Raw genomic sequence first — 22,073 nt, 5'->3', positions numbered from 1 at the left:
GCCGGGAGGTTGCCGCTCAGAGACTCGCTCGGAGTGCGTTGACCGTCTTGGCGAGAGCCACCGGGTGCCGGGTGAAGAGCAGCCAGTAGGGCGCCGGGTCTGCCGGGTCTTCGATGGTGACCCGCACCGCGCGCTTGAGGTAGGGGCGAAGAAGCAGGTACGCCCTGGCATCGGCGTCACGACCGGCCAGATGATGCGCCTCGGTCTCGTCGAGCGCGACGGCCTCGCCAAGGAAGCGCGCCTCGATCCGGGCGGGCCCGGCGCGCAGGACGCCGTCGGCGATCGTGATCTTGGCGTTGCCGTAGACGATCATGGCCAGCGCGAACAGGCCGACGATCGCGGCGGTGATGCCCCAGGCGAGCGCGGCCGGAACCCACAGGATGACCGCGATCCACAGGGTCGCCAGGAACATGACGCCCTGGACCCACCACCGCAGCGGCACGGTCAGTCGCTCGTCGTACGCCGGGGTGCTCACGAATCGTGAGTTTTTCACGTCGGTCAAGGGAGTCACGAATCGGGTGAGCCTCACAGCATCTAAGGTGCGGGTTGTGTCTGATCTCGAAGTAGCCCTGGTCCGTCTCGACGCCGAGCTGCCGCCGCCCGCCTACGCCCACCCGGGCGATGCCGGAGCCGACCTGCGGACGACCGTGGACGTGAGCCTGAAACCGGGGGAGCGCGCCCTGGTGCCGACCGGGATCGCGATGGCGCTGCCCGAGGGGTACGTCGGCCTGGTGCACCCGCGCTCCGGGCTGGCCGCCAAGCACGGGCTGTCCATCGTCAACGCTCCCGGCACCGTGGACGCCGGCTACCGCGGCGAGGTGAAGGTGGCACTGATCAACCTCGACCCCGTCGAGGCGATCGAGCTGCGCCGCGGCGACCGGATCGCCCAGCTGGTCATCCAGCGCGTCGAGCAGGCTCGTTTCGTCGAGGTCTCCGAGTTGCCCGACTCAGTTCGTGGCGATGGGGGATACGGTTCTACCGGGGGCTTCTCCAAGCGCTGAGGGATCAGTGTTAGATAAGTCTCCTCAGAGACTCACCGCAAACCTGAAAGCAGATGGTCGTGAAGTTCCGCCGCAAGTCCACGCCCTCCCACCGGGGAGAGCCATCTGCACCGGTCACTGACGGGCCGATGGCCCCCGAGCGGCCGGTGCCGGCAGCTCCTGAGGTCGGGCCGTTCGACATCGACTCCGCTCCGGACGGGCTGATCACCGGCGACTGGGTGGATCTCGGTTCGATGATGCTCGCGCCGGCGCCGGGCAAGGAGCTGCGCCTGCAGGTGGACGAGAAGTCCGGGCAGATCGCGGCCGTGATGCTGACCGCCGAGGACGGCGCCATGGAGCTGCGTGCCTTCGCCGCGCCCCGCAACGGCGACCTGTGGACCGAGTCGCTGCCGATGCTGCGCGAGGACGTCCAGCAGCGCGGCGGTGCGACCGCCGACCTGGAGGGCCCGTGGGGCACCGAGCTGATCACCCAGATGAAGGTCAAGCTGCCCGACGGCCAGCCGGCCGTCCAGCAGACTCGCATCATCGGCGTCAACGGCCCGCGCTGGATGCTGCGGGCCACCATGATGGGCCGCCCCGCGATGGAGCCGACCGCAGGCAAGGAGTGGGAGAAGCTCCTGGAGCGAGTCGTCGTTCGCCGCGGTGAGGGGGCCAAGCCGAAGGGCGAGGCGCTCGAGGTGAAGCTGCCGCCCAACGCGCGCCGCGTCGAGAAGTGAGCCAGTAGTGTCCAAGGGTCGGCTGCGCGCGAAGCTGAGTGAGTGGGCCAACACCGGCTCGATCGACGCGAGCGAGATCCGGGCCGCCTACGTCGCCAAGGACTTCGCCTCCATCGCCGACGCACCCGACCGCGAGCCGGTGCGACTGCGGGGGACGTTGCGTACGATCACGCTACGACCGCGCGGCGGCGTCCCCGCGCTGGAGGCCGACCTGTTCGACGGCTCCGGCACCCTGACCCTGATCTGGCTGGGACGCCGGCGCATCGCCGGGATCAGCCCGGGCCGGTCCCTGCAGGTGCAGGGCCGCATCGGCCGCACCGATGGCCAGCGCATCATGTTCAACCCCCGCTACGAGCTGATACCGGACCCCAACGAGTGAGCCAACCACACGTGAGCCCCACCTCTGAGACCCCTGCCGACGACGGCCAGGGCGAGCACGACCACAACCATCCGACGGTCGACACCGTCGAGGCGGTCGTACGCCGCCAGATGTCCGCCGGACTGGGCGGTGTGCGCGGGATGCTCGAGGCCGGCGTACCCGGGCTGGTCTTCACCATCGCCTGGCTGGTGGTCAAGGACCTCAAGGTCGCCCTGATCGCCTCGGCCGCGACCGCGGCGGTCTTCCTGGCGGTCCGGCTCGTGCAGCGCTCGAGCCTGCAGTACGTCGGCAACGCCATCTTCGGCATCCTCATCGGCTTCGCGGTGGTGCGGCTGGCCCAGTCGATGGGCGGCACGGCCGAGGAGCAGGCGCTGGCCTACTTCCTGCCCGGCATCCTGATCAGCCTCGGCTACACCGTCGTGGTCGGCGGCCTGTGCCTGATCGGCTGGCCGATCTTCGGCTTCTTCATCGGCGTCGCCAGCGGCGATCCGCTCGAGTGGCACCAGGACAAGCAGATCGTGAAGCTGTGCTCGCGGCTGACCTGGCTCTTTCTGGCTCCCGGAGCGATCGGCGCGGCCATCCAAGGCCCGATCTGGTTCCTGGCCTGGAGCGGCACGATCGACCGCGACTGGGCGATCCTCGCCCTCGGCATCCTCCGCACCGGCCTCGGCTGGGTGCTCCGGATCGCCTGCTACGGCACCATGATCTGGCTCCTCGCCCGCAACCACACGCCGGTCCAGGGCCGCCCCCAGGACGCCTGAGCCGGATGGAGCTCCGGGTGGTGAAGCCGACACGCGGAAGCGTGTGGCTCTCCCTGCTCGCCACCCTCGAGATCATGACCGGCGCGGCCCTGGCCCACCTGGCCGCGGGCGGCACGTTGCCTAGCGTCGGCTGGCTCGCTGCGGCGGCCGTGGCGGTCTTCGGCATCGGCGTCGTGGTGCTGCAACGCCGGGTCGGGCTCCTCGCCGGTGCTGCTCTGGCCGGGTTGTCCCAGCTGGGTCTCCACGAGGTCTTCGTGGCGTTCGCCGCAGCGCCCGGCGCCGAGCACCATCACGCTGTCGGCACCTCACTCGGCTCCGCCGACGGCGTCGCGATGCTCCTGGCCCACGCCTGCGCCGCGGTGCTCTCGGTCGTCGTCTGGGTGCTGCACCGCAGGGCGCTCGCTGTGGCCGTACGCAGCCTCCCGAGGCCGCGAATCGCAGCTGTCGGCCGCCTCCTCGCCGAGGTGTGCCAGATCGTCCCGCGACCGGTCCTGTGGGCCGATGTCTCTCCGCGAAGGGGACCGCCGAGGCCGGCCGGCCTCTGAGATCCCTCTGCGAGCACCACCGGGTGAGTCCCGGTGGCTGTCTTGCGTACCCGAAAACTCGCGAGAAGAGAAACCTCGAATGTCCGTTCCGACCCAGTTCCAGACCGCGCCGCCGGCCGAGCCACAGACAGAGGAGCGCCACGCCAGGCCGGGCTGGTGGCCCGCGGTCCGCCCGCTCGTGCTGCGGCTGCACTTCTACGCCGGAGTGCTGGTCGCCCCGTTCATTCTGGTCGCCTCGGTGACCGGGCTGCTCTACACGATCGCCCCGCAGGTCGAGCAGATCGCCTACCACGACCTGACCCACGTGACCCCGTCAGGAGATCGGGTGACGCTCGCCGAGCAGGTCGCCGCTGCCCGGGCGAGCCACTCCAACGGCGACATCCTCCGCGTCGACGTGCCGCCCGCCGCCGACCGCAGCACCCGGGTGGTCTTCACCGACGAGACGGTGCCCGACGACTACGCCATGTCGGTCTTCGTCAACCCCTACACCGCCGGCGTGGAGGGGCAGGTACGCAGCTACGGACAGTGGCTCGGGTTCCGGGCGTGGCTCGACGAGCTGCACCGCAACCTCCACCTGGGCGCCGTCGGGCGCCACTACAGCGAGCTCGCCGCGAGCTGGCTGTGGGTGGTGGCCCTCGGCGGGCTGATGCTGTGGCTCGGCAAGGGCCGCCGTGACCGGCGGGCGCGCCGGCTGGTCACGCCCGACCTGGCGGCCACCGGACGTTCCCGGGTGATGTCGTGGCACGCCGTCATCGGCGTGTGGGTCCTGCTGGGCGTACTCGCGCTGTCGGTCTCCGGGCTGACCTGGTCACGCTTCGCTGGTGCGAACATCGGCGAGGTGCGTACCGCGCTGTCGTGGACCGAGCCCACGCCGGCGACCTCGCTGCACACCGGCGGCGCGGCGGACGAGCACGCGCATCACGGCTCGTCGGGGCCGGCGGGGGGCGTCGAGGACCCGGATGCGGTCTTCTCCGACGGGGTCGGTGTCGACGGAGTCCTCGCCACCGCGCGGGAGGCCGGGCTGGGCGATCCGCTCTACCTGGTTCCGCCGGCCGACGGCGCCAGCGCGTGGACGGCGGCGGAGAACAAGCGCGACTGGCCGACCAGGTACGACGCGATCAGCGTCGACCCCGCTACCGGCGAGATGCTGGACCGGGTCGACTTCGCCGACTGGCCGGTCATGGCCAAGCTGACCGACTGGGTCATCGGCGCCCACATGGGCATCCTGTTCGGCATCGTCAACCAGCTGGCGCTGGCGGCGCTGGCGATCGGCCTGATCGTGATGACCGTGCTCGGCTACCGGATGTGGTGGCTACGGCGGCCACGTGGCGCCGAGGGCCTGCGGTTCGGTCGGCCCGCGCCGCGCGGGGCATGGCGCCGTCTGCCCTGGCCGGCACTCGTGGCCCTTGTCGCGGTCACCGGTGTGGTTGGCTGGTTCGTCCCGATGCTGGGGATCAGCCTGGTCGCCTTCCTGGTGGTCGACGCCGCGCTGGGCGCGGTGCGTCGGCGCAGCTGAGTCAGGCGGCGGCGCAGGTCGCGCAGAGGCCGAAGATCTCCACGGTGTGGTTGACGTCGGTGAAGCCGTTCTGCGCCGCCACCTTGTCGGCCCAGGTCTCCACGGCGGGGCCCTCGATCTCCACGGCCTTGCCGCAACTGCGGCACACCAGGTGGTGATGATGGGTCGTGGAGGCGTCGCCGCACAGCCGGTAGGTGGACTCACCGTCGGGCTTGTGGATCACGTCGGCGAGTCCGTCGTCGACGAAGATCTGCAGGTGGCGGTAGACCGTCGAGAGGCCGATCTTCTCGCCGTTGGCTCGCAGCGTGGCGTACACGTCCTGGGCGCTGCGGAAGGTGTCCTCGGCGGCGAGAGCCTCCTTCACCGCGGCGCCCTGGTTGGTTGCGCGCCGCTTGACCTGCTGGGTTGGTGCCATGAACGACATGTTAGTCGGTATCGGTATGGATCCCGTGTCCAGCAGGGCCGTCGATGACACGCGACGAGACGCCTATGTCATACTGGGAACGATTCCCAATAAGACGAAAGGCTGCCATGTCACGCACGTGTCAGGTCACCGGAGCCCGCCCCGGCTTCGGCAACAACCGCCCCTGGTCTAAGAAGGCGACCCGGCGACGCTGGGAGGTGAACCTGCAGAAGAAGACCTACTACGTCCCCAGCCTGGGCCGGAAGGTCACGCTGCGGCTCAGCACCAACGCGATCAAGCGGATCGACGTACGCGGCATCGACGCCGTCGTCGCCGAGATGCGCGCCCGAGGGGAGAAGGTCTGATGGCCAAGAAGTCCAAGATCGCCGCTGAGGCCAAGCGTCGCGAGATCGTGGCGAGGTACGCGGCACGCCGGGCCGAGATCAAGGAGCGCATCCGCGCCGCCGAGCCGGGCTCTGCCGAGCAGGCCGAGGCCGTCCGTGCCCTGTCCCGCTTCCCGCGCGACTCCTCACCCGTACGCCTGCGCAACCGTGACCAGGTCGACGGCCGGCCGCGGGGCTATCTGCGCAAGGCCGGGGTGTCCCGGATCCGGTTCCGCGAGCTCGCGCACAAGGGGCATCTGCCGGGGATCACCAAGTCCAGCTGGTGACCTCGACAAAACCCTAACCGGAACCATTCCGAACCGGCGGGGCGCTACCCAGGCGTCATCGAGCTGTGCTAAACACTCGCACCATGAGTACGAAGACCCCGGTGCGGGCGGCCGAGAAGTCCGGGTTCCGGCTGGGGCAGACAGAGGTCGTGGCGATCGTCCTGCTCGTCATCCTGCTCTCCCAGCGCTGGCTGCTGCCGCTGCTCGACCATGACCTGTTCAACACCTGGGGCACGATCTTCGTCGCCATCGTGGTGCAGTCGGCTCCGTTCCTGCTCGGTGGCGTGCTGCTCAGCGCCGTCATCTCGACCTTCCTCTCGGAGAAGGCGCTGAGCAAGATCGTGCCCAAGAGCCCCGTGCTCGGCGTCCCGGTCGCCGGCCTGGCCGGGATCGGGCTGCCGGGCTGCGAGTGCGCCGCGGTGCCGGTGACCAACTCGCTGATCCGCCGTGGGGTCGCGCCCGCGGTGGCGCTGACGTTCATGCTGGCCGCGCCCGCGGTCAACCCGGCGGTGCTCGTCTCGACCGCGGTCGCCTTCCCCGGCCAGCCGGTGATGGTGCTGGCCAGGTTCCTGGCCTCGATGATCACTGCCGTCGCGGTCGGCTGGATCATGCTCGCCCGCGGCAAGCTGCTGCTCGAGCGGCTGACCAACCTGGGCCGCGACCAGCACGCCCACGAGCGGTCGTTCCTCGGCAACGTCAGCCATGACTTCCTGCACGCCTCCGGCTTCCTGGTGCTGGGCGCCATGCTGGCCGCGGCGGTCAACACCTTCGTACCCCGCTCGGTGGTCAACACCGTCGCCGGTCAGGCGGTGCTGGGGATCGCCACCCTCGCGCTGTTCGCGTTCATCGTGGCGCTCTGCTCGGAGTCCGACGCCTTCGTCGCGGCCTCGTTCACCGCCTTCTCCGACACCGCGAAGCTGGTCTTCCTCGTCGTCGGCCCCGCGATGGACATCAAGCTCGCCTCGATGGAGGCCGGCCAGTTCGGCATGGGCTTCGCACTTCGCTTCGTACCCTTGGTGATCATCACGGCGGTCGCCTCCGCCGTCGGCATCGGATGGTGGCTGCTGTGACTCGTACTACCCAGGCTCTCGTCGTCGGTTTCCTCGGCGCCGTCCTGCTGCGGCTCTCGCTCGGCGACGGCTATCTGAGGTACGTCACCGGCTGGATGAAGTGGCCGCTGGTCGCCACCGGCGTGGTCCTGCTCGGGCTGACGGTGTGGATGCTGCTGCGTCCCGCGTCGGGCGAGCACGACGGCGACGACCACGAAGGTCATGACCACGGCCACAAGGTCCCGGCGATGACCTGGCTGGCGATCATCCCCGGCGTGATCGTCTTCGTCGCCAGCCCGCCGTCCCTGGGCGCCTACCTCGCCGAGCGGCGTGCCGACGACCCGGTCGCGGCGGCCCCCGATGCCGAGATCCTGCCGCTGCCCGCCTCCGATGGGCCGGTGGACGTGGAGGTCGCCGAGTTCATGTGGCGGGCCGGGGTCGAGGACGGCTCGACGATCAAGGACCGCGACGTACGCCTGACCGGCTTCGTCAGCACCGACGAGAACGGCAACTGGTACGTCACTCGCATCGCCATCGCCTGCTGTGCCGCCGACGCGAGCGCCTCGCGGGTGCGGGTGGAGGACTACGACGACGCGCCAGAGCGCGACTCGTGGGTCGCGGTCACCGGTCGCTGGGTCGAGGGCACCGCGCCGGGCGGCAAGTCGGAGACGGCCATCGAGGCCGCCTCCGTCGAGCCGCGCGAGGCGCCGGCCAACACCTACCAGTGAGCACCGATGGCTGATCCGAGACGCTCCGGCAACCCCGCCCGCCGGGCCGAGGCGCAGCGTGAGCCGACCTGGCGCGACCGGCTTCCGCACCCGCCGCGTGCGCTGATCATCGGCGTGCTCATCGCGGTCGCGATCGGCGTCGTGGTGCTCACCCGCGACCTCGGCGGTGGAGACGCCCCGGCAGCATCCACCCCCTCGGGTGCGGCCTCGTCGGCCGCTCCGGTCGCCGCCGGGCCGGTCGCGTCCCTGGAGGAGTTCTGTGGCGCCGTACAGACCATGGCGAACGCCCACGCGACGCAGATGTCCACCCCGAACGACGAGAACGAGACCGCGCTGGGTCTGGCGGCGACGAGCCTGCAGTCGATGGGCGTCCCCGAAGGTACGCCGGCGGCCGCTTTCGAGGGCGTGCGGATGATGATCGAGGACGCCCTGCGCACCGGCCGCGGCGAGGACCCGCTGGAGCGCAGCGAGGCCCAGAACCTCGCCTACGAGCGGCTCGGCGAGTTCCTCACCGAGAGCTGCGGCGCCGCCTGACGCCCGACTGACGCCCACCTGGCGATCACCGGCGACGGAGCAGGACCACGGCGTCCTCGAGGGTGGAGTCCTCGCCGGACGGGGTGGTCACGGGACGGTGCCGGTGATCGAGGACGACCGTCTCCCAGCTCTCCTCGGGCAGGTCGAGCTCGGCCAGCTCCTCCTTGGCGTCGAGGAAGTGGTGCTCGTGCGCGGCGGCGTCGGCCCACGGCGGTGCGGCCGCGTGGGAGGTGACCAGAAGGTGCCCGCCGGGGCTCACCAGCTCGGCCGCGCGACGCAGGATGTCGGTGCGCGGCAGCTCGACGGGGGAGTGGAAGAAGCTGGCGGTGACCAGGTCGTAGCTCCCGTCGAGGTCGGAGAGCGAGGAGAGGTCGGAGGCGACGAACCTCGCCTGCTCCTCGGTCAGCCCGGCAGCCCGCGCGGCCTCGCGTCCCCGCGCGACGGCGTTCTCGGAGATGTCGATGCCGGTGGCTCGCCAGCCCTGCTGCGCCAGCCAGATGACGTCGCCGCCCTCCCCGGAGCCCAGGTCGAGCGCTGTACCGGGCTCGAGGCGGGAGGCGATGTCACCGAGCACCTTGTTGACCTTGCCGGACCAGATCCGGTCGCTGCCGGCGTACCTCTCCTGCCAGAAGTCCACCGCAGCGGGCCCGGCCTGGGCGCGGTCGAAGTCGTCGGTGACCAGGGTCATGTTGACGACGCTCCCGGCCATGGTGCCGGCGCTCATGCTGATCGGGACGTTGGCCATCGGGTTCGAGACGTTGCCGACCGCCCAGATCCGGTCGCTGCTGGTCTTGCCGGTCGCATCGACGGCGAGGAAGCTGCCGACCGGTGAGTCGGCCCGGTCGAGGCCGAGGTGGGTCAGGAAGCCGTCGTGCGGGCGCAGGGTGCCGGCGGTGAAGATCGCACCGACCTCGGTGAGCTTCCCGTCGGCCGTGCGCACCGCGGTGACCTCGTCGCCCTCGCCGAGGACCTCGGTGACCGGCGAGGTCACGAGGGTGACCCCGCGCGACAGCAGCCGCTGCTCGTCGGCCTCCTCGAGCGGGCCGAGCCCGGCGGTGAAGACGACGACGTCGTCGCTCCACTGCCGGATGAGCTGCGCCTGGTGCATCCCGAGCGGCGAGGTGGTCAGAACCCCGATCCGCCGGTCGCGTACCTCCCAGCCGTGGCAGTAGGGGCAGTGCAGGACGCTGGCGCCCCAGCGTTCGGCCAGTCCGGGGACGTCGGGGAGATCGTCGGAGACGCCGGTGGCGACGATCGCGATCCGGCCGGTGAGTCGCTCGCCGTCCTCCAAGAGGACGCTCACGCCCTGCTCGGTCTCGTCGAGGCGGGCGACGCGCCCGGGACGGATCCCGACGTCGTACGTCGCCAGCTCCTCGCGTCCCTTGCGCAGCAGCTCCGCGGGATCGATGCCCTCATGGCCGAGGACGCCGTGCATGTGCGCCGCGAAGCGGTTGCGGGGGAGGCCTGAGTCGATCACGAGGGTCCGGCGGCGGGAGCGGCCGAGCATGAGGGCAGCGGATAGTCCGGCGGCACCGCCGCCGATGACGATTGCGTCGAAGTGTTCGGTGTGTTCGGTCATGCCACCAGTTCAGTGGCACAATGAAGGAACGGCAAGGGTTCTTGCGGAAATGGCAAATGGGAGATGGAGCACATGATCGACGAGCTCAAGCAGGTCGGGCCGCGGATTCGGGCGATCCGGCACAGCAAGGGATGGACCTTGGATCAGCTGGCCGCGATGGCGGAGATGTCGCCGAGCACGCTGTCCCGGCTCGAGTCGGGCAAGCGGCAGGCGAGCCTGGAGCTGCTGATCCCGTTGACCCGCCACCTCGGCGTGGGTCTCGACAGTCTGGTGACGCCGTCGGTCCCGGATCCGCGGGTGCGCCGGCCGGTGATCCGCCGTGACGGCATGGAGATCGCGCCGCTGACTCCCGAGGGCTCGCCGGTCAACACCTTCAAGATCACCTACGAGCCGGTGACCGAGGTGCCGGAGCCGCGGGTCCATGACGGCTATGAGTGGCTCTACGTCATCTCCGGCAAGCTGCGGCTGCTGCTGGGCGACCGCGACCTGGTGCTGACCCGCGGTGAGGCTGCCGAGTTCGACACCCGGGTGCCGCACGCGATCTTCGCGACCGGGTCGCGCCCGGCGCAGGTGCTGAGCATCTTCAACAGCGACGGCGTACGCATGCACACCCACACCGCCGACGGGTGAGTCTCGCCTCGATATGAGTAGAGCGTGGTCCTGTGTGTAGAATGAGAACCGTTATCATTAACCACAGCGGGAGGTCCCCATGAAGCAAGGCATCCACCCCGTCTCCGGGCCGGTCGTCTTCCGCGACCGCTCGGCGGACAAGCTCTTCCTGATGCAGTCGACGATCCTCGAGCGTCTCGCCGACGACCACGAGCGCGTCACCTGGGAGAACGGCGAGACCTACCCGGTCGTCGACATCGACGTCTCCAGCGCCAGTCACCCGTTCTGGACCGGACGCGGCCGCGTCGTCGACACCGAGGGACGGGTCGAGCGGTTCAAGCGCCGGTACGGGCGTGGTCGATGAGCACCCCGCGGCCGCGGTCTCCCCGCAAACTCTCCCGCCCGAAGGTGCCGGTGATCCTAGTGAGCGGGGTCGCGGAGAGCGCGATGCTCTCGGCGACCATCTCGCTCCAGTTCGGCCTCCCCGACGCGGTCATGGTGCGGCACATCATCGACCCCGAGCGCCAGCTCCTCACCCGCGTCGTCAGTGACCTGACCGGCGTGATCGAGCACGAGGAGATCAACCTCGCCCACGCCTGCGTCGCCTGCGCGATCCGCGAGGACATCGTGCCGACGCTCGAGCGCCTCGCCGCCCAGGGCCGTTGGGGGAGCATCGTGGCCTGCCTGCCGGTCGCCGCCGAGGCGATCCAGGTCTGCCGGGTGCTCGCCTGGGCTCCTCGCATGGCGCCACACATCTCGATCGCCGCTGTCGTCGCGGCGCTCGAGGGCGCGACCGTCGCCGAGGACCTGCTCGGCCCAGACCTCCTCGACGAGCGCGGCTGGCCACCTCCGAGGACGACCGCCGCGGCGTCGCCGAGGTCGCCAGCGCGATCGTCGAGTACGCCGACGTCGTCAGCATCACCGAGGTCCCTGATCCCGAGGAGGAGTCGCTGGTCGCCACGCTCGCCCGGCCGGGTACGCCCGTGGTGACCGACCCCTCGCTCCTGGACGCCGCCGGCCTGGTCGCCGGCGTGCACCGCCACCACGCGGTCGAGGCCTGGGTCGCGGAGGTGCGCCGCAACGCGCTGCCGCCGCTGCCCGAGGGGGGCGCCTGGCGGCTCGACCTGCGTTCGGAGCGCCCGATCCACCCGGTCCGGTTCCAGGAGGAGCTGGAGCGTCTCGGCGGTGGCCCCCGCCGCTCGCGCGGCTGCTTCTGGGTGCCGACCCGTCCCGACGACATCTGTGTCTGGGACGGGGCCGGTGGTCAGGCGAGCGTGGGCTCGACGCAGAAATGGGGTCGCACCGAGCGGCTCACCCGGATCGTCGTGATCGGCATCGACGACGAGGCCGACGAGATCCCGCGAGCCTTCGAGCGCGCCCTGCTCACCGACCAGGAGATCGCCCAGCGCGGCCAGTTCTGGGAGGAGTCCTGGGACGGACTCGAGGACTGGCTCGGCCCCATCGGCCGCGCCGCCTGAATCGCATCCACCACCCCGAAGGAGGCCGCCATGGCCGTACCCAAGCGCAAGATGTCGCGCAGCAACACCCGCCACCGCCGGTCGAGCTGGAAGGCGACCCCCGTCGCCCTCGTGCCGGTCACCGTCGACGGCCAGAGCTATGACGTGCCTCGTCGCCTGGTCCGCGCGGTCCAGCGCGGCTACGTCGACCCCGCCAAGCTCCGCTGAGAGCCTCTGCTGAAAGGAAGCCGAACCGATGCCCAAACGACCGCCGTCCCCTGTCCGCAAGCGGCGCAAGCCGCAGCTGGCGCCGGACGTGACCTACGTCGACTACAAGGACGTGCAGCTGCTGCGTACGTTCATCTCCGATCGCGGCAAGATCCGCTCGCGCCGCGTCACCGGACTCACCCCGCAGCAGCAGCGCGCTGTGACCAAGGCGATCAAGAACGCCCGCGAGGTCGCGCTGCTGCCCTACACGAGCACGAAGGGATAGTCGCCATGAAGGTCGTCAACTCCATCCGGTCGCTGAAGAACCAGCCCGGCTCCCAGGTCGTACGCCGCCGCGGCCGGGTCTACGTGATCAACAAGCTCAACCCGCGCCTCAAGGCGCGCCAGGGCTGAGGCAGCCGAACGAAGACAGCCGAGAAAACAAAGGAAGGGCCGGGTCATGACGACCCGGCCCTTCCTTCTTTTAGGTGTCCAGGGGACTCAGCCCTTGGCGACCCGCTCCTTGAAGGCGGAGCCGGCCTTGAACGCCGGGCCCTTCGAGGCCGGGATGTTGATCTCGGCGCCGGTCTGCGGGTTGCGGCCGGTGCGAGCCGAGCGCTCGCGCGACTCGAACGTACCGAAGCCGGGCAGCGTGACCTTGTCGCCGTTGGCAACGGCCGCGCTGATCGCCTCGATGGCAGCACCCAGGGCGGCGGAGGCCTGCGTCTGGGTGATCTCGGCCTGCTTGGCGATTTCGCTCACCAGGTCGGTGCGGTTCATGCGATCTCCTTAAATCGTTGATCTGAGCCGCAAAGGTTGACGAGATGCGGCTCGTCGCCAGCGTAGGCCAGACCTGGGGATCTTCAACGTTCACGCGCGGCGTGTTCCGCGTGGTTACGGGCTCTGCGGGGGTTCGAGCTGCCTTCTGAGGCCTCGCGAGAGCTCATCTCGACCACTCGGTCCATCCCGGCGAGAGTCTGCGGGCGGTGGGAGACGACCAGCATCGTGGCCGGAAGGGTGCCGAGCAGGTCGGTGACCTGCCGCGCGGAGGCCTCGTCGAGGTCGGCGGTGGGCTCGTCGAGCACCAGGATCCGCGGATGCTGCAGGACGGCGCGCGCCAGTCTCAGTCGTGCCCGCTGTCCACCGCTGAGGCGGAGGCCGCCCTCGCCGATGTGGCTCTCCGCCGTGACCGTGTCCGCGAGGCCGAGCCGGGCGAGGATGGCCTCGATCTCGGCGTCGGCCGTCGCGGGACCGGCGATCGCTTCGCGCACGGTGCCGGAGAAGAGCGCACCGTCCTGCTCGACGGTCGACAGCGCTGCCCGGAGGGCGGCGTCGTCGACATCCGAGATCGGTACGTGGCCACCGACCGAGTCGGTGAGCTCGATGATGCCGGTGTCGGGGTCCCAGAGCCGGCTGGCCAGCGCCACGACGGTGGACTTGCCCGCTCCTGAGGGCCCGCGAAGCCCGACGTGCTCCCCGGGCGCGATGGTGAGGCCGAACCCGTCGAGCACCCGCCGGTCGTCGTACCCGAAGCTCACCTCGCTCATCCTGAGGCCGATCGGTCCCTCGGGTAGGGCCGCCTGCGGGGTGTCGCGGGTGAGCACGGACGGGCGGGCGAGCTCGGTGCCGACCCGGGCGGCGGCCGCGCGCAGCGCGGGCAGGCGGGCGCAGGTCGCCGCGGCGTCGGCCACCGGGGCGACCGTCGCGAGCGCGAGGACGACCAGGGCGGCGACGTGCTCGGCGGCGACGTCACGGCCGAGGACGCTGACCAGCACGCCCACGCCGGCGAGGGTCACCGCCGCCTCACGTGCTCCGGCGAGCACGCGATGGGTGGTCTCGAGCCGGCCCGCGGCCCGGGCGGCCTCGGCGCCGGTCTCCCTGATCTGACGACGGACCGGTTCGTGGATGCCGTAGCCCAGCACCTCGCGGAGGCCGCCGAGCACGTCGACGACTCGGTCGGAGAGGGCGCCGGTCGCCTCGACGACCTCCTGCCCGAGCGTCTCCAGGCGGCGCCGGCCGAGCGGGACCGTGGAGAGCACGAGCGCGAGCGCCGTGAGGGTGACCAGCGCGAGCGTGGGCTCCACGACAGCGAGGAGGGCCAGGCCGAGTAGGGCGTTGACCGCCGCGGCGAGAAGCTGAGCCACGGTGTGGGCGTAGAAGAACTCCAGGCGCTCGGTGTCGGCCATCGCGGTCGAGGCGGCTCGGCCAACGTTCTCGCGACGCCGGCTCGGCAACGCGACCGCGTAGCGGTCGAAGAGCGCCATCCGGAGGCGGGCGAGCACCCGGAACGCGAGGGCATGGGAGGCATCCATCTCTCCCCAGGTCAGCAGCGCACGGAGGATCACCAGGCCGGCCAGGAGGGCCCAGAACCAGCCCGGCGGTGCGCTGCGGAGCACGACGGCCTGCCCGACCGCCGCGGCGAGCAGCACCGAGATCGCGCCCAGGCAGACCTGGCTGACGACCACCAGGACGATGGTGGCGACGATGGAGCGGCGCTCGCCGCCCAGATGATGGAGCAGGCCGGTGAGGGGCCGGGCGGGGGTGGTTGGCGCGGTCATGCGTGGCTCCCGTCGAGCAGCGGTGTCAGTCGGCCGTGGGTGAGCTCGAGGACGCGCTCGACCCCGTCGAGCGACTCCTCGCGGTGGGCGACGACGATGACGATCCGGTCGACGGAGAGCCGTGCGAGCGTGGCGGTGACGGTGCGCGCCGCGACCGGGTCGAGTGCGCTGGTCGGCTCGTCGGCGAGGAGGACGGGCCGGTCCGAGAGGACCGCCCGGGCCAGCGCGATCCGCTGGCGCTGACCACCCGACAGGCTCGCCCCGGCGCTGGCGATCGATGTGTCGAGACCGGTGGGGAGGCTGCGTACCTCCTGCTCGATGCCGGCCGCCGCGCACGCCTCCCACAGGTCGGTCTCGCTCGCGTCGGGGCGGGCGACCCGGAGGTTCTCGCGGACGGTTCCCTCGAAGAGCACGGGGCGCTGCGAGACCACCGCCACATCGGAGGTACGCACCGGGCGGCCGTCGAGAAGGACCCGGCCGCCGTCGGGGGAGAGGTGGGTGAGGACGAGGTCGAGGAGGGTGGTCTTCCCGGCACCGCTCGGGCCGACGACGGCGGTGACGGTGCCGGGCTCGAAGCGCTCCCGGACGCCCTCCAGGATCGGCGGCCCGTCGGGGTAGAAGAAGGAGACGTCGTCGAGGACGAGTGCCGCCGAGGGCGACACGGTCCGCTCTGCCTCGGCCGGGTTGGTTCCTGGGGTGTCGTGGTGCCCGCCAACGCCGAGCCTGCGGAGCGCCGGGACGGCGGAGGTCCCGAGATAGCCCGCGTGCCACGCGCCGGAGAGATCCCGGATCGGCCGGAAGACCTCGCTCACCAGCATCAACGCCAGGTAGAGCTCGGCCGGCGGCACCCCCGTCCCGCTCACGCTCGCGACCAGCGCGAGCCCGGCAGCGGCGACCGTGCCGCCCTGGACGGCGAGGTCGATGAGCGCGGTGTCGAGCAGCGACGTACGCATCGCCCTCACCGTCGCCCGGTGCAGCTCCTCGCTCCGCCGGGCCATCCGGGCACGGGTCTCCGCGACCCGCCCGAGCAGGCGCAGCGTCGCCATCCCGCGGAGGGCCTCGAGCAGGTCGGAGCCGAGGCCCTCGTAGGTGTCCCAGTGGTCGTCGGACCGGCGTCGCATGAGGCGCTTCCACAGCAGGGGCGCGGTCAGCGCTCCGGCCGCGGCCAACCCGGCGGCGAGCCCGGCGAGCGGGTGGACGAGCACCAGCAGGATGGTCACCATCGGGATCAGCACGAGTGCTTGGGCGAGTGCCGGCAGGTAGCGGGTGACGTACGCGTCGACCCCGTCGACCCCGTCGACGAGCGCCGTCCGGAGGCCGCCGTCCCGCCGTCCGGGGTCGTGCAGTGCCTCGGGGACCAGGACACCCCGCAGCGCCTCGTCCCGCACCCCGAGGCGTACGTCCTCACCCAGTCGCGCCGCGGCGGTCGCCTGCACCCAGGACAGGAGCCAGCGCGCCGCCACGATCCCGGCGATCCACAGCGCTGCCGAGACCGCACGGTCGTCGTCGTGATCGACCACCGCGAAGAGCCCCTGGGCGAGGGCATAGGCCTGCGGAAGGTAGGTAGCGGTCACCAGGACCTGAAGCCCGACGGTGGCCGCGGCAGGGCCGGGATGTCGCAGCGCGGTGCGCAGAAGCAGCTTGTCGACCATCATGTGGTGGTTCCGTTCTCGAGGATGGCGATGGCATGGACCAGCGGTTGCGCGGCCATCGGACGCGTGCAGAACCCGGAGACGGCGCGGACGCCGTGGCCACGGGCGGTCAGGGCGTAGGTGTGCCGGGCGGCCTCGCGATGGACATGCCACAGCCGGGCGTAGCCGGTGACGTCGAGCCGCGGAGGGCGCGGCCAGCCGATGACGTGGCCGGCGCCGAGCACCCAGGACTGTCCGCTCTGCCGCGCGGCCTCGGCGCCGGGCGGAGTGCCGGGGATCTGGCCGCGGCGCTCGTGGAAGCGATCTAGCGCGGGGCTGCGCCGCGAGCAGATCGCGGCGGAGGCGACCTCATCGAGGTGCGGGTCGAGGGGCAGCCGGATCCGGGCGAGCGCGATCTCGGGTACGAGGCCACGCTCGAGCCACCACGCGGCCTGCGCTGCTCGGGGCAGGCCGAGGGCGCGGCGGGCAGCAGCGAGGTCGGACCAGTCCTCGGGCAGGTAGGCATCCGGGATCAGCAGGAGAAGCGCTTCGAGCGCGTACGCCGCATCGGCGACCCACAGCGGCCATGCCCGGTGGCGGTAGCGGCCGAAGGTGCGTCCCGGCTGAACCGTGAGGACGATCTCGACATGGTCCGGTGCGGGGCCCGGTCCTCGGGCTTCGGAGCGACGGATGAGCGTCTCGGCCGACGGTTGATAGACGTAGCGGCCTGGGCCCAGCGGCCTCGCGTGGCCGGAAGGCACCACGAGGTGCCACTGGACGGGGTAGGAGCCACCCGCGGAGGGGACCGCCCGGCGCGGGATCGTCGTCGGGGTCCCGTCGGCGCGCGGATGGTGACCGCGTGCCCGCCACAGCCGGTGGATGGCCGTCGCCGCCGTGCCGCTGATCTCGACGGGCTCGCCGGGCCAGCGGTTCTCGCGGGGCCCGGGAGGCAGCGGATCGCCCGGGAGATCGGGCGAGAAGGCGGTCTCCAGGAGCGCGGCGCTCGAGGTCATGTCGCGTTTCCGGATCACATGTGGGGCGGCGGGCACAGGGCCAGCGGCTCGTGGAGATCGACCGGGTCCCAGCCGCGCCGCCGCGCGGCCTCGGCGAAGCGCGGCATCCCGAGGTAGCGAAACGCGGCGGGAGCGTTCGGCACCATGCCGGTGACGAAGGTGCGTACGACCCGCAGCGATGTCTGTGCCACATCCCGTGTGGTGAGGTCCCGGGTGATGACCCGATGGCCCCCTTCGTGCAGTCGGCGGCGCACCTCGGCGACATCGGTGGCCGGCACCTCGGAGATCGGGACCGTGCCCAGGGCGGGTGCCGTGAACCGGTCGGCGAGCGGGTGCACCCGGGGATCGAGCCAGACTTGGACATGGGCGCCGAGATCGCGGACCCGAGCGAAGTCCGGCCCTGCCGAGTCCAGGTAGCGGCGATCCTCGCGGTGGTCGAGGTAGAGGCCGGGAGCCATCAGCCCGGCGCGTACGGCCTGGAAGACCCAGCCGTCGGCGTCACGGCAGCCGAGCGTGTAGATCCAGGTGTGGACCGCCTCGAGAACCGCCTTGCGGACGGCCCGAACCGGGTCGGTGGATGCCGAGAAGCCGGCGGCGTAGACACCCGTCTCCCGGTCGCGGACGAGTGCGGCCATCGCCGGTGCGAGCTCGGTGGGCATCCGGACGACGTGCACGTCGAGCGGTGCTCCCTCCAGATCGGCGCTCAGCCCCGGGACCGAGCCGGTCTCGATCCCCTGGGCCGGTCCGCCGTGGTGCCACCACACCTCGAGGGCGTCGCGCTCGACGACCTCGAGGAGACCACGGTCGTGGGCGTCCGCGGCGCCCTGACCGGTGGCGATGCCGGCGTAGTTGAGGTGGAAGACGCGGTCCAGGTGGGCGAACCGCCGCTGGCGCCAGTTGAGGCCGATGAGGGCGTGCGGCATCCAGACGTCGGTCGCTTGGTCGGCCCAGCCGTCGGCCGGCTGTTCCTGGCAACGGCTCCACAGCGTCGGCAGATCGTCGTCGAGCGCGCGGTAGGGGAATTCGGGGCGGGCGAGCTGCGCCTTGCTCCAGCGGGGGAGGTCATCGAGGTCGTCGACTCGAAGACCCTGCTCCCGCAGCTCGGCCGCGGTCCCGGTCCGGTAGTCGGCGGGATCGAGCCGGTCGGGGATGAAGTTGCCGCAGTAGCGCTCCACTCCCTCCGCGATCGCCGCGATCCGGGCGCCCGCGACATCGCCGAAGGTGGTGCCGAGCGAGACCCGGTCGGCCGGCCAGTCGCCGAGCCAGCGCGCATCGGAGACCTCGGCGGTCAGTGAGGTGTAGCGCAACGGTGCCCGTTCGGGGCGCAGCACCTCGCGCACGCGCCGGATCAGTCCGGTCTCCTTGTCCACCAGACGCTCGACGTCCAGCGGTGGCATCGCTGACCTGGTCATGCGTGTCCTCTCTCGGTTGCCGGCACGGTCGTGGCAAGCCGCCGCTCGGACCAGGTCCGGGCGGCGACATCGAGCCGGAGCTCCCGTCCGGGAGCGGGCTCGGCGTGGGTGAGCCAGCGCAGGATCATGCGGCCGGGGGAGCCGGCAGCGTCGTAGGCCGCCCGCAGCGCGGGGTCCGTGGTGCCGATGCCTAGGTCGTGCCCCCAAGGGCCGCTGACGAGGGCGCTGCTCGCGCCGCAGCGGGCACCCCATCCGGCGGCAAGCCGGCGGGCGTACGCGTCGAACGGGTCGGCGTCGCCCGTGACGACCAGCAGCGGCGCGCTGACGTCGCCGAAGTGGTCGGGCAGATCGAGTGCCGGGGTGGTCCACAGCTCGCGGAAGGCGTCGAGGCGCGCCGGGTCCCAGCCGAGATGGGCCGCGGCCGCCATCGGTCCGTCGCGATCGGCGATGGCCGCTGCGGCGCGTAGGACGGGCGGGACCAAGGCGGCCTCGTCCTCGCGCGCGAACCCGTGGATCGCCCACCAGCCGAGCCGGTCGAGGTGCTGCGGGATCCCGTCGGCCGAGTGGGCGGTCTCGTACGCTCCGAGGGCCGGCACCACGGCGACCACGCGAGTCACCCGAGGATCGATCCGAGCGGTCTCGAGGGCGGTGTGGGCGGCGTAGGAGGCGCCGTAGGTCACGACCGGCGTCCGGGGGCAGCGCTGGTGCAGAGCGTCGACGGTGTCCGTCCCGTCACGGGCCTCGGCGGCGTAGGGCCGCCAGGTGCCGGCGGAGGAGTAGCGGCCGCGTACGTCTTGGACCAGGCAGTCGAAACCTTGACGAGCCAGGGACCTGGCCAGCGGCAGGTGCGCGCGGGCGTCGTACGGCGTCCGCACGAGCACGACGGCACGTGCGGCGCCTACCGAGCGGACGAGCCAGCCGCCGAGGACGACGCCGTCGCGGGTGGTGACCGGGAAGGGACTCGCTTCCGGGTCGGTCACCGCGCGGATTCCTGTGGACGTGATGCCGGTTCGTCGAAGCCGAGGACCGTGTGGGTGCGTTCGCGCAGGCCGTCACCGACGACGCGCAGCAGACGCCGGTGCTCGGCGAGCGCGGGATCGTCGGCCGCCCAGTCCTCGAGGATCGCCAGGCAGCGGGCGACCGTGAGGGTCAAGGTCGCTCGGCGCAGCGGCCGTGGGTCGCGGTGGCCGCTTGCGAGCCACGAGTGGAGCTCGGGGGCGGCGGGGGAGGCGGCCAGCCGGCGGCGGTTGACCTGGTCGGGGGTCGCTTCGCTGCCGTCGACGACGAGCGGGAAGATCAGCATCCGGCCGCCCTCGCGCCGTCCGCGCAGCAGGACGGCTCCGCCGGTGGCGAGGTGCTCGAGACGCTCGTCGGGCTCGGGGTCCGGCCGCTGCGGAACCTCGCATACGTCCACGATGGCGTCGGCGCGCGGAGGCGCCCCGTCGTCGCGGATGACCTCGGCGCCCGAGCGCGCGAGCTCGGCGGCGAGTGCGCGGCTGAGTCGGCCGCGGCCGACGACGAGGACGCTGCGCCGGCTCTCGGGCCACCGTGAGGCCCGGGCTCTCTGATCGCGTTCCAGTGCGGCGCGGCGTACCCGGAGCAGGTAGCGGTAGGTCGACAGCCGGCCGGGGCCGGGCAGGTCGTGCAGCCTGAGGAAGTCGCCCGAGCCGGTACGCAGCGCCGGCATGTCGGTCGAGAGGCGGACCTCGCCGCGGGCGGCGGGGAGCGGGCGCCAGTCGTTTCTGGGGTACATGGGGGTCTCCTGGCTGCTCGGTGGTCATGGTTCGGACAGGGCCGGGGGTGCCGGGCTCGTCAGCCCGGCACCCCCGCGATCAGACGGTGGCCAGGTCGCCCGAACGGCACTGAGTGCTCACCCGTCGGCGATCAGTCGAAGGGGTTCTCGACCAGCGCGTTGGAGTGGGTGGCGGAAAGGTGCGCCAGCTGCTCGGTGTCCTCGATCTCGCTCACGATGTCGTTGTTCATCGGCTATCTCCTCTGTCGGATCGTTCGGCCCGGCGTCGCCGGGGCCCGCTGGTGCGGACAGCGGCAAAACGTATATGAGAATCATTCCCAATACCAGTAGTGTGTCCGACCATGAGCCCCACACTCGTCCTGGCAGACCATCGCTCCGGCCGTTGGCGGACCTCCGAACCCGGCGGTGCGCCAGGCCCGTGGTCGAGGGCGACACTGGCCGAGCACGCGGGTGTCCTCACCCTCCCGGCGAGCACTCCGGGCGGGGCCCGGGCGGTGTTCGCAGACGACGCGCTCGGCACGCTCGTCGTGCTCGACGGCGCAGGTCAGGCGCGGAGAGTGCCGGTCGCGATCCCCGCCGAGCATCTCGCCTGCGATCCCACTGGCCGCTACGTCGTCGTCACCACAGGCCTGGGCGCCTCCTGGGATCCGTGGAGCGATCTGGTCACGGTCGTGGACCTGGCCGACCCGAGCGGCACCACCGCCGTACGGGTGCGGGTTCGCACCGGCGAACCGGGCGTCGTGATCGTTCCGGATGTCGGAACAGGCGAGCCGATGGTCGTGCTGCGACATCGCGAGCCCGGCGAGGCGGAGGTCATCCCGCTGCACGACCTGCTTCGGGCCGGGCCGCACTGCCCGGTCGTACGCGGCGAGCGCCTGAAGCTAGCGGGCGACCTCGGGCACGGGGACGCCGCTGACCACCGGTCAGGAGTCGTCCACCTGTCCACGGAGGCGGGCATCGAACGACTCCGCGTCACCGGGGGCCGGCCCGAGCGTCTGGAGACCTGGCCGTGGCCGGTTCCCGGACGGGCGTACTTCCTCCGCTTCGATCCGGCGCTGGGGATCGTCTGCTCCGTACGTGGAGCCGACTCCAACGCCGAGCAGTGGCACACCTGGACCAACCACCTGGTGCGTTGGACGCTCGACGGAGCGGTTGAGGTGACCCGGACCGGCGACGGCCTGGTGTTCCGGCCCGACGCCGCCGGCGGAACGGTCGCCTGGACGATCGTGCATCCCGACGGCGACCGGCTGGCGATGCTCATCGGCGGCCGGCTCAGCGAGGCCGAGCTGCCGCCGATGAGCGCCGCCCCGCGTCCCGGTGTCGCACCCTGGGACCCGGTCGGAAACAGGTCCGCACAACGGCGGGCGCTGGCGCTGGTCTCCGGCGACCTGGCCGCGGTCACCCGCGGAGGGGACGGCGAGCTCCACCTCGTCCGCCCCACGGGCATCGAGTCGACCCTCGACCTGGGATCCCCCTTCAATGAGGGCGGACACTTGGGCGTCATCAGGCCTCCCGAGACCTGGGTCGACGGGGTGGGACGGTGAGGCGCGCG

The 22,073-nt window shown here is 71.6% G+C and carries 30 protein-coding genes; 19 read left to right on the top strand and 11 right to left on the bottom strand.

Translation table 11 applies throughout. The features are described from left to right. Nucleotides 1-16 precede the first annotated feature (16 nt). Nucleotides 17-475, bottom strand: coding sequence for a DUF3093 domain-containing protein (locus tag AB0F44_RS06675; protein ID WP_357353824.1), 459 nt, complete (start codon nucleotides 473-475; stop codon nucleotides 17-19). Between the two features lie 73 nt (nucleotides 476-548). Between AB0F44_RS06675 and dut the strand changes: the two genes are divergently transcribed. From dut to AB0F44_RS06645, 6 genes are all read left to right on the top strand, one after another. Beyond that, the gene (gene dut / locus AB0F44_RS06670; RefSeq protein ID WP_357353822.1) at nucleotides 549-1,001 is read left to right on the top strand and encodes a dUTP diphosphatase; all 453 of its coding nucleotides are present in this window, start codon (nucleotides 549-551) and stop codon (nucleotides 999-1,001) included. Between the two features lie 53 nt (nucleotides 1,002-1,054). Further along, complete coding sequence (locus tag AB0F44_RS06665; protein ID WP_357353820.1) at nucleotides 1,055-1,717, top strand: DUF3710 domain-containing protein; 663 nt, start codon at nucleotides 1,055-1,057, stop codon at nucleotides 1,715-1,717. 7 nt (nucleotides 1,718-1,724) lie between these two features. Then, nucleotides 1,725-2,096, top strand: coding sequence for an OB-fold nucleic acid binding domain-containing protein (locus AB0F44_RS06660; protein ID WP_350658712.1), 372 nt, complete (start codon nucleotides 1,725-1,727; stop codon nucleotides 2,094-2,096). An 11-nt stretch (nucleotides 2,097-2,107) separates the two neighbouring features. Further along, the gene (locus AB0F44_RS06655) at nucleotides 2,108-2,857 is read left to right on the top strand and encodes a DUF3159 domain-containing protein (protein WP_357353818.1); all 750 of its coding nucleotides are present in this window, start codon (nucleotides 2,108-2,110) and stop codon (nucleotides 2,855-2,857) included. 17 nt (nucleotides 2,858-2,874) lie between these two features. Next, on the top strand, nucleotides 2,875-3,402 hold the full coding sequence (locus tag AB0F44_RS06650) for a cell division protein FtsQ (RefSeq protein WP_357353816.1): 528 nt from the start codon (nucleotides 2,875-2,877) through the stop codon (nucleotides 3,400-3,402). A 79-nt stretch (nucleotides 3,403-3,481) separates the two neighbouring features. Next, nucleotides 3,482-4,918, top strand: coding sequence for a PepSY domain-containing protein (locus AB0F44_RS06645; protein WP_357353814.1), 1,437 nt, complete (start codon nucleotides 3,482-3,484; stop codon nucleotides 4,916-4,918). 1 nt (nucleotide 4,919) lies between these two features. Here the strand turns inward: AB0F44_RS06645 and AB0F44_RS06640 are convergent, their stop codons facing one another. Next, nucleotides 4,920-5,333 carry a transcriptional repressor gene (locus AB0F44_RS06640; protein ID WP_350658707.1) on the bottom strand — a complete coding sequence of 138 codons (414 nt, stop codon included), beginning with the start codon at nucleotides 5,331-5,333 and terminating at the stop codon, nucleotides 4,920-4,922. Nucleotides 5,334-5,449: 116 nt separating this feature from the next. Between AB0F44_RS06640 and rpmB the strand changes: the two genes are divergently transcribed. The 5 genes from rpmB (at nucleotide 5,450) to AB0F44_RS06615 (ending at nucleotide 8,302) form a co-directional block, all read left to right on the top strand. After that, a complete protein-coding gene (gene rpmB, locus AB0F44_RS06635) occupies nucleotides 5,450-5,686 on the top strand; it encodes a 50S ribosomal protein L28 (protein ID WP_357353812.1) in 237 nt (78 codons plus the stop codon). Continuing rightward, complete coding sequence (rpsN, locus tag AB0F44_RS06630; RefSeq protein WP_357353810.1) at nucleotides 5,686-5,991, top strand: 30S ribosomal protein S14; 306 nt, start codon at nucleotides 5,686-5,688, stop codon at nucleotides 5,989-5,991. The genes rpmB and rpsN overlap by 1 nt, the downstream gene beginning before the upstream one ends. A gap of 83 nt (nucleotides 5,992-6,074) precedes the next feature. Further along, nucleotides 6,075-7,061, top strand: coding sequence for a permease (locus AB0F44_RS06625; RefSeq protein WP_350658704.1), 987 nt, complete (start codon nucleotides 6,075-6,077; stop codon nucleotides 7,059-7,061). Beyond that, nucleotides 7,058-7,768 (top strand): TIGR03943 family protein, encoded by a 711-nt coding sequence (locus AB0F44_RS06620; RefSeq protein ID WP_357353808.1) that lies wholly within the window; start codon nucleotides 7,058-7,060, stop codon nucleotides 7,766-7,768. Before AB0F44_RS06625 ends, AB0F44_RS06620 begins: the two co-directional genes overlap by 4 nt. 6 nt (nucleotides 7,769-7,774) lie before the next feature. Further along, nucleotides 7,775-8,302: a hypothetical protein gene (locus AB0F44_RS06615; RefSeq protein ID WP_357353806.1), complete on the top strand. Its 528-nt coding sequence runs from the start codon at nucleotides 7,775-7,777 to the stop codon at nucleotides 8,300-8,302. 25 nt (nucleotides 8,303-8,327) lie between these two features. On the opposite strand, the gene AB0F44_RS06610 is transcribed toward AB0F44_RS06615, so the two are convergent. Continuing rightward, the gene (locus AB0F44_RS06610; protein ID WP_357353804.1) at nucleotides 8,328-9,881 is read right to left on the bottom strand and encodes an SAM-dependent methyltransferase; all 1,554 of its coding nucleotides are present in this window, start codon (nucleotides 9,879-9,881) and stop codon (nucleotides 8,328-8,330) included. A gap of 72 nt (nucleotides 9,882-9,953) precedes the next feature. Here AB0F44_RS06610 and AB0F44_RS06605 point away from each other — a divergent pair, with 72 nt between their 5' ends. The 7 genes from AB0F44_RS06605 to ykgO all read left to right on the top strand — a co-directional run bounded on the left by AB0F44_RS06605 (nucleotide 9,954) and on the right by ykgO (nucleotide 12,568). Further along, nucleotides 9,954-10,511, top strand: coding sequence for an XRE family transcriptional regulator (locus AB0F44_RS06605; RefSeq protein ID WP_357353802.1), 558 nt, complete (start codon nucleotides 9,954-9,956; stop codon nucleotides 10,509-10,511). Nucleotides 10,512-10,590: 79 nt separating this feature from the next. Further along, complete coding sequence (locus AB0F44_RS06600; protein WP_357353800.1) at nucleotides 10,591-10,854, top strand: type B 50S ribosomal protein L31; 264 nt, start codon at nucleotides 10,591-10,593, stop codon at nucleotides 10,852-10,854. Beyond that, on the top strand, nucleotides 10,851-11,480 hold the full coding sequence (locus AB0F44_RS06595) for a hypothetical protein (RefSeq protein ID WP_357353798.1): 630 nt from the start codon (nucleotides 10,851-10,853) through the stop codon (nucleotides 11,478-11,480). Before AB0F44_RS06600 ends, AB0F44_RS06595 begins: the two co-directional genes overlap by 4 nt. After that, complete coding sequence (locus tag AB0F44_RS06590) at nucleotides 11,477-11,968, top strand: GTP-binding protein (protein WP_357353796.1); 492 nt, start codon at nucleotides 11,477-11,479, stop codon at nucleotides 11,966-11,968. Before AB0F44_RS06595 ends, AB0F44_RS06590 begins: the two co-directional genes overlap by 4 nt. Nucleotides 11,969-11,998: 30 nt before the next feature. Then, complete coding sequence (gene rpmF / locus AB0F44_RS06585) at nucleotides 11,999-12,175, top strand: 50S ribosomal protein L32 (RefSeq protein WP_350658697.1); 177 nt, start codon at nucleotides 11,999-12,001, stop codon at nucleotides 12,173-12,175. 28 nt (nucleotides 12,176-12,203) lie between these two features. Further along, entirely contained in the window at nucleotides 12,204-12,440 is a 237-nt protein-coding gene (gene rpsR / locus AB0F44_RS06580) for a 30S ribosomal protein S18 (RefSeq protein ID WP_350839327.1), read from the top strand. Between the two features lie 5 nt (nucleotides 12,441-12,445). Continuing rightward, nucleotides 12,446-12,568, top strand: a complete 123-nt coding sequence (ykgO, locus tag AB0F44_RS06575; protein ID WP_045547214.1) for a type B 50S ribosomal protein L36 — start codon at nucleotides 12,446-12,448, stop codon at nucleotides 12,566-12,568. 87 nt (nucleotides 12,569-12,655) lie between these two features. Here ykgO and AB0F44_RS06570 read toward each other — a convergent pair whose 3' ends face one another. From AB0F44_RS06570 to amiA, 8 genes are all read right to left on the bottom strand, one after another. Beyond that, nucleotides 12,656-12,934: an HU family DNA-binding protein gene (locus AB0F44_RS06570; RefSeq protein ID WP_350658695.1), complete on the bottom strand. Its 279-nt coding sequence runs from the start codon at nucleotides 12,932-12,934 to the stop codon at nucleotides 12,656-12,658. An 83-nt stretch (nucleotides 12,935-13,017) separates the two neighbouring features. After that, nucleotides 13,018-14,712 carry an ABC transporter ATP-binding protein gene (locus AB0F44_RS06565; protein ID WP_357353793.1) on the bottom strand — a complete coding sequence of 565 codons (1,695 nt, stop codon included), beginning with the start codon at nucleotides 14,710-14,712 and terminating at the stop codon, nucleotides 13,018-13,020. Continuing rightward, nucleotides 14,709-16,367 carry an ATP-binding cassette domain-containing protein gene (locus tag AB0F44_RS06560; protein ID WP_357353791.1) on the bottom strand — a complete coding sequence of 553 codons (1,659 nt, stop codon included), beginning with the start codon at nucleotides 16,365-16,367 and terminating at the stop codon, nucleotides 14,709-14,711. Before AB0F44_RS06560 ends, AB0F44_RS06565 begins: the two co-directional genes overlap by 4 nt. Continuing rightward, the gene (locus AB0F44_RS06555; RefSeq protein WP_357353789.1) at nucleotides 16,364-17,356 is read right to left on the bottom strand and encodes a hypothetical protein; all 993 of its coding nucleotides are present in this window, start codon (nucleotides 17,354-17,356) and stop codon (nucleotides 16,364-16,366) included. The genes AB0F44_RS06560 and AB0F44_RS06555 overlap by 4 nt, the downstream gene beginning before the upstream one ends. 14 nt (nucleotides 17,357-17,370) lie before the next feature. After that, nucleotides 17,371-18,768 carry a YcaO-like family protein gene (locus AB0F44_RS06550; RefSeq protein WP_357353787.1) on the bottom strand — a complete coding sequence of 466 codons (1,398 nt, stop codon included), beginning with the start codon at nucleotides 18,766-18,768 and terminating at the stop codon, nucleotides 17,371-17,373. Further along, nucleotides 18,765-19,748 (bottom strand): CocE/NonD family hydrolase, encoded by a 984-nt coding sequence (locus AB0F44_RS06545; RefSeq protein ID WP_357353785.1) that lies wholly within the window; start codon nucleotides 19,746-19,748, stop codon nucleotides 18,765-18,767. Before AB0F44_RS06545 ends, AB0F44_RS06550 begins: the two co-directional genes overlap by 4 nt. Next, nucleotides 19,745-20,521 (bottom strand): hypothetical protein, encoded by a 777-nt coding sequence (locus tag AB0F44_RS06540; protein ID WP_357353783.1) that lies wholly within the window; start codon nucleotides 20,519-20,521, stop codon nucleotides 19,745-19,747. The genes AB0F44_RS06545 and AB0F44_RS06540 overlap by 4 nt, the downstream gene beginning before the upstream one ends. Before the next feature lie 131 nt (nucleotides 20,522-20,652). Beyond that, complete coding sequence (gene amiA, locus AB0F44_RS06535; protein WP_241248494.1) at nucleotides 20,653-20,751, bottom strand: streptamidine family RiPP; 99 nt, start codon at nucleotides 20,749-20,751, stop codon at nucleotides 20,653-20,655. A gap of 111 nt (nucleotides 20,752-20,862) precedes the next feature. Between amiA and AB0F44_RS06530 the strand changes: the two genes are divergently transcribed. After that, complete coding sequence (locus AB0F44_RS06530) at nucleotides 20,863-22,065, top strand: hypothetical protein (RefSeq protein ID WP_357353781.1); 1,203 nt, start codon at nucleotides 20,863-20,865, stop codon at nucleotides 22,063-22,065. Nucleotides 22,066-22,073 lie beyond the last annotated feature (8 nt).

It is taken from the genome of Nocardioides sp. NPDC023903 (assembly GCF_040639295.1).
Taxonomy (GTDB): Bacteria; Actinomycetota; Actinomycetes; order Propionibacteriales; family Nocardioidaceae; genus Nocardioides.
Note: the sequence above shows the minus strand (reverse complement) of the source record. Positions and strands in the feature narration are given on the sequence as shown.